4 protein-coding genes are annotated in these 4,664 nt (G+C 62.0%); 3 read left to right on the top strand and 1 reads right to left on the bottom strand.

All coding sequences use genetic code 11. The features are described from left to right. Positions 1-101 precede the first annotated feature (101 nt). On the bottom strand, positions 102-338 hold the full coding sequence (locus AC13RC_RS34010) for an Lrp/AsnC ligand binding domain-containing protein (protein WP_015341532.1): 237 nt from the start codon (positions 336-338) through the stop codon (positions 102-104). Positions 339-545: 207 nt separating this feature from the next. On the opposite strand from AC13RC_RS34010, the gene AC13RC_RS34015 reads away from it, so the two are divergent. The 3 genes from AC13RC_RS34015 (at position 546) to AC13RC_RS34025 (ending at position 4,476) form a co-directional block, all read left to right on the top strand. Beyond that, positions 546-1,829, top strand: a complete 1,284-nt coding sequence (locus AC13RC_RS34015; RefSeq protein ID WP_488559783.1) for an NAD(P)/FAD-dependent oxidoreductase — start codon at positions 546-548, stop codon at positions 1,827-1,829. A gap of 37 nt (positions 1,830-1,866) precedes the next feature. Beyond that, positions 1,867-3,402 carry an L-piperidine-6-carboxylate dehydrogenase gene (gene amaB / locus AC13RC_RS34020; RefSeq protein WP_488559784.1) on the top strand — a complete coding sequence of 512 codons (1,536 nt, stop codon included), beginning with the start codon at positions 1,867-1,869 and terminating at the stop codon, positions 3,400-3,402. Positions 3,403-3,486: 84 nt separating this feature from the next. Further along, positions 3,487-4,476 carry an Ldh family oxidoreductase gene (locus AC13RC_RS34025; RefSeq protein WP_488559785.1) on the top strand — a complete coding sequence of 330 codons (990 nt, stop codon included), beginning with the start codon at positions 3,487-3,489 and terminating at the stop codon, positions 4,474-4,476. Positions 4,477-4,664 lie beyond the last annotated feature (188 nt).

The following is a 4,664-nucleotide window of genomic DNA, read 5'->3' on the forward strand; positions in this document are numbered from 1 at the left end:
TCCGCCTCCATATGCGATACCCCTGCCGCAAGCGGGGAGAGGGCGGGAGTGAGGGGCAATCCCGCGAATGTGACTTCAATTGCGACCCGAGTCCAGGCCTCTCAAAACGCTCGGAAGGTCAGCGTCGTCAGCGAGCGGACGATGCCCGGGATATTGGCGATGTGGTCGTTGATGAACTTGCCGATATCCTGCTCCTCGGCGATGTAGACCTTCATCAGCAGGTCGTAGTCGCCGCTGGTGGAATACAGTTCCGAAACCAGCTCCGTCTGGTAGATCGCATCGGCGACCTCATAGGTCTTGCCGGGAGCGCATTGGAGCTGAACGAAAATGGGCTTCATGAGAATGTCCTGCTTCTGTCTGCCGCCGCCATAGCGGCCGGCTTTTCTCTATCATGGTCGAAAGCGCCTTCGCCATGCAAGTTTTTCTCCAGAGCCGATGATTTTTTGGCATCATGCCATGTCCATCGGATGTCGCTCTTGCCGCTTCCGCAATTTCGAGCATGGCGCTAGATTGGCGCGATTATCTCTGTCGATTGGACCGATTTCATGCTGAATGACCCGCGCTCCCACGGTCTTTGGGAAAAGACCGCTCCCCCACCGCCGGCAACCAAGCCGCTTTCCGGTGATATCAATGCCGATGTCGTGGTGGTCGGGGGCGGGTATACCGGTCTTTCGACGGCGTTGCATCTGGCGGAAGCTGGTACCAGCGTCGTGCTGCTGGAAGCCAATGAAATCGGCTTTGGCGGCGCGGGTCGCAATGTTGGCCTCATCAATGCCGGCATGTGGGTGATGCCGGACGATTTGCCCGGCGAACTCGGTGCCGTCCACGGCGAGCGGCTGCTCGATCTGCTCGGCAACGGGCCGAAGCTGGTCATGGAGCTGATCGACAAGCATGGCATCGCCTGCGAACTGGAACGCAACGGGACACTGCATTGCGCTGTTGGGCGGGAGGGGCTGAAGGAAATTGAGGAGCGCGCCCGGCAGTGGGAAAAGCGCGGTGCGCCGGTCACGGTATTGGATGCGCGGGAAACGGAGCGCCGCGTCGGCAGCTCGGCCTACACCGGGGCGCTGCTCGACATGCGCGCCGGTACCCTGCAGCCGCTTGCCTATGCGCGCGGCCTTGCCCATGCCGTAGTGAAGGCTGGCGCTACCATTCACACCGGTAGCCGGGTGACATCGACTGAAAGAAGCGGTGCGAAATGGGTGGTTTCGACTGATGGCGGCAAGGTCAGCGCCGACTGGATCGTGGTGGCCACGGACGCCTATAGCACCGGCCCGTGGGAAAAGGTTCGGAACGAACAGGTGCATCTGCCCTATTTCAATTTCGCCACCGTCCCGCTTGGCGACAACTTGCGCAAATCCGTGCTGCCGGGGCGTGAAGGCGCCTGGGATACCAAGGAAGTGCTCTCGTCCTTGCGTATGGACCAGGCCGGACGGCTCGTATTCGGCAGCGTCGGGGCGCTGCGCAATACAGGTCTTGCCATTCACAAGAGCTGGGCTCGGCGTTCGATCAGAAAACTCTTTCCGCAGCTTGGCGATATTCCTTTCGAATGCGAATGGTATGGCAAGATCGGCATGACCGACAACGCGCTGCCGCGCTTCCACAAGCTGGACCAGAATGTCGTCGGCTTCTCCGGTTATAACGGCCGTGGCATCGCGCCAGGAACCGTGTTCGGCAAGGTTTTGGCCAGCCACATTCTCGGACAGATTTCCGAGGCCGATCTGCCGCTGCCGGTGACCGATGTCGTCGAGCCGAGCTTCAGGGCGGCGAAGGAAATGTGGTACGAGGCTGGCGCCCAGGCCGCGCATTTCGTCGGCGCCAGAGTCTGAAAATAACTGAACCGGCATTACGGGAAGAGGAAACAAGATGACCGCGACATCAGATCTTGCTGCCGAAACCAAGGCAATACTGACGGAGCTTGGCGTCTCAGCCGATCGCTACACCGGCGGAACGCTTGCCGTTACCTCACCTGTAACCGGTGCCGAGATCGGCCGGCTGAAGGAGCATTCGACTGACGAGGCGAAGGCTGCGATCGCGGCGGCACACGACGCGTTTCTGTCTTGGCGCAACGTGCCGGCGCCAAAGCGTGGTGAGCTGATCCGCCTGCTTGGTGAAGAGTTGCGCGCCGGCAAGGCGGCCCTTGGGCGTCTCGTCTCGATCGAAGTGGGCAAGATCACCTCCGAGGGCCTCGGCGAAGTCCAGGAGATGATCGATATTTGCGATTTCGCCGTCGGCCTCTCGCGCCAGCTCTACGGCCTCACCATCGCCACCGAGCGCTCCGAGCACCGGATGATGGAAAGCTGGCATCCGCTGGGCGCGATCGGCATCATCTCGGCCTTCAATTTCCCCGTTGCCGTCTGGTCGTGGAATGCGGCGCTTGCCATTGTCTGCGGCAATTCCACTATCTGGAAGCCATCGGAAAAGACGCCGCTGACGGCGCTTGCCGTGCAAGCTCTATTCGAAAAGGCGCTGAAGCGTTACGTCGCCGAGGGTGGCGACGCGCCTACCAATCTTTCGACGCTGCTGATCGGCGGCCGCGATCTTGGCGAGTCGTTGGTCGATCATCCGCAGGTGCCGTTGGTTTCGGCAACCGGCTCGACGGCCATGGGCCGTGCGGTCGGCCCGCGTCTGGCCGGCCGTTTCGCCCGCGCCATCCTCGAACTCGGCGGCAACAACGCCGCAATCGTCTGCCCGACGGCCGATCTCGATCTCACCCTGCGTGGCGTTGCCTTTTCCGCCATGGGCACGGCCGGCCAGCGCTGCACGACGCTGCGCCGCCTTTTCGTTCATGAAAGCGTCTACGACCAGCTCGTGCCGCGCCTGCAGAAGGCTTATGGTTCGGTCACGATAGGAAATCCGCTTGAAGCCGGTACTCTGGTTGGACCGCTGATCGATAAGCAGGCTTTCGACCGCATGCAGGCAGCGCTTGAAGCTGCGAAGGCGGCCGGCGGCAAGGTGACAGGCGGTGAACGCATTGAAAGCGGCTCAGCCGATGCCTTCTATGTTCGACCGGCTCTCGTCGAAATGCCGGAACAGACAGGTCCGGTCGAGCAGGAAACCTTTGCGCCGATCCTCTATGTCATGAAGTACAGCGATTTCGACAAGGCGCTGGCGCTGCATAATGCTGTGCCGCAAGGCCTGTCTTCCTCGATCTTCACCAATGACATGAGGGAAGCCGAAACCTTCGTCTCAGCTCGCGGATCGGATTGCGGCATTGCCAACGTCAATCTTGGCCCCTCCGGTGCCGAGATCGGTGGCGCATTCGGCGGCGAGAAGGAGACGGGTGGCGGCCGCGAATCCGGCTCGGATGCCTGGAAGGCCTATATGCGTCGAGCGACCAACACGATCAATTATGGCCGGACGCTGCCGCTGGCCCAGGGTGTCAAGTTCGACGTCGAGTAGCGCGAGAGCCTTGCTGCATTGCGATGGAGAGGATGAAGGCGTAGAAAGCTCTTGTCTTCCCATGTGTTTTCAAGGTCTTGTCCCATGTATCTGTCGCTTGCCGAAGCCGAAACACTGGTCATGGAGGCTTTGCAGCGAAACAAGGTCAGTGCCGAGAATGCCCGTTCCGTGGCTGTCGCGCTTGTCGCGGCGGAGGCTGCCGGGCAGGGTGGTCATGGTCTGCGCCGCGTCCCTGCTTATGCCGGCCAAGCCAAGGTCGGCAAGACCGATGGTTTTGCCAGGCCGCAGCTTAGCCGACCTTTTCCTGCCGTGCTGCGCATCGATGCCGGCAATGGCTATGCCTATCCCGCGCTCGATCTTGCCGTTGCCGAGCTTCCGGCCGTCGCCCGCGAACAGGGGATTGCGCTTGCCGCCATCAGCCGCTCCCATCATGCCGGTGTCATGGGCCTGACGGTGGAGCGTTTTGCCGATCAGGGTCTGGTGGCGCTGATGGTCGCCAATGCGCCGGCCTCGATGGCGCCCTGGGGCGGCAAGACACCGGTTTTCGGCACCAATCCGATTGCTTTCGCTGCGCCGTTGCCCGGCGAGGAGCCTGTTGTCATCGACCTGGCGCTGTCGAAGGTGGCGCGTGGCAAGGTGATGGCGGCGCGGCAACAGGGTGCCCCGATCCCGGCTGACTGGGCTTTCGACAGCGAGGGGAGGCCGACCACGGATGCCGAAGAAGCCTTGGCCGGCACCATGATCCCGGCCGGCGATGCCAAGGGTGCGGCACTTGCCCTCATGGTCGAAATTCTGGCCGCCGGCCTGACCGGTGCGAACTACGCCTTCGAGGCTTCCTCGCTCTTCGACGACAAAGGCGCTCCGCCGGCGCTCGGCCAAACGATCATCGCGATCAATCCGGCGGCGACGAGTGCTGCCGATACGGCACAACGGCTGGCTTTGCTGGCGGGTGAAATCACCCGCGATCCGAATGTCCGCCTGCCGGGTCGGCGCGGGCAGAGTTCGCGGCGTCTTGCGCTGACGGAGGGGATTACTGTCGAGGACGAGGTGATCGCGGCGATCGAGAGGCTTTGAGGCGATGGTCGGGTAAGTGTGTGTTTTGGTCTTGCTCTTGTGCACGGCCCCTCACCCCAGCCCTCTCCCCGCTCGCGGCAGGGCTATCGCATATGGAGGCGGACGAGCACCATAAGCTCCTTCTTCCCTTGGGGAGAAGGTGGCCCGAAGGGTCGGATGAGGGGGTTATCGATTTGAATTCATGGATT

This window comes from Martinezella sp. CNPSo 3890 (assembly GCF_057784455.1).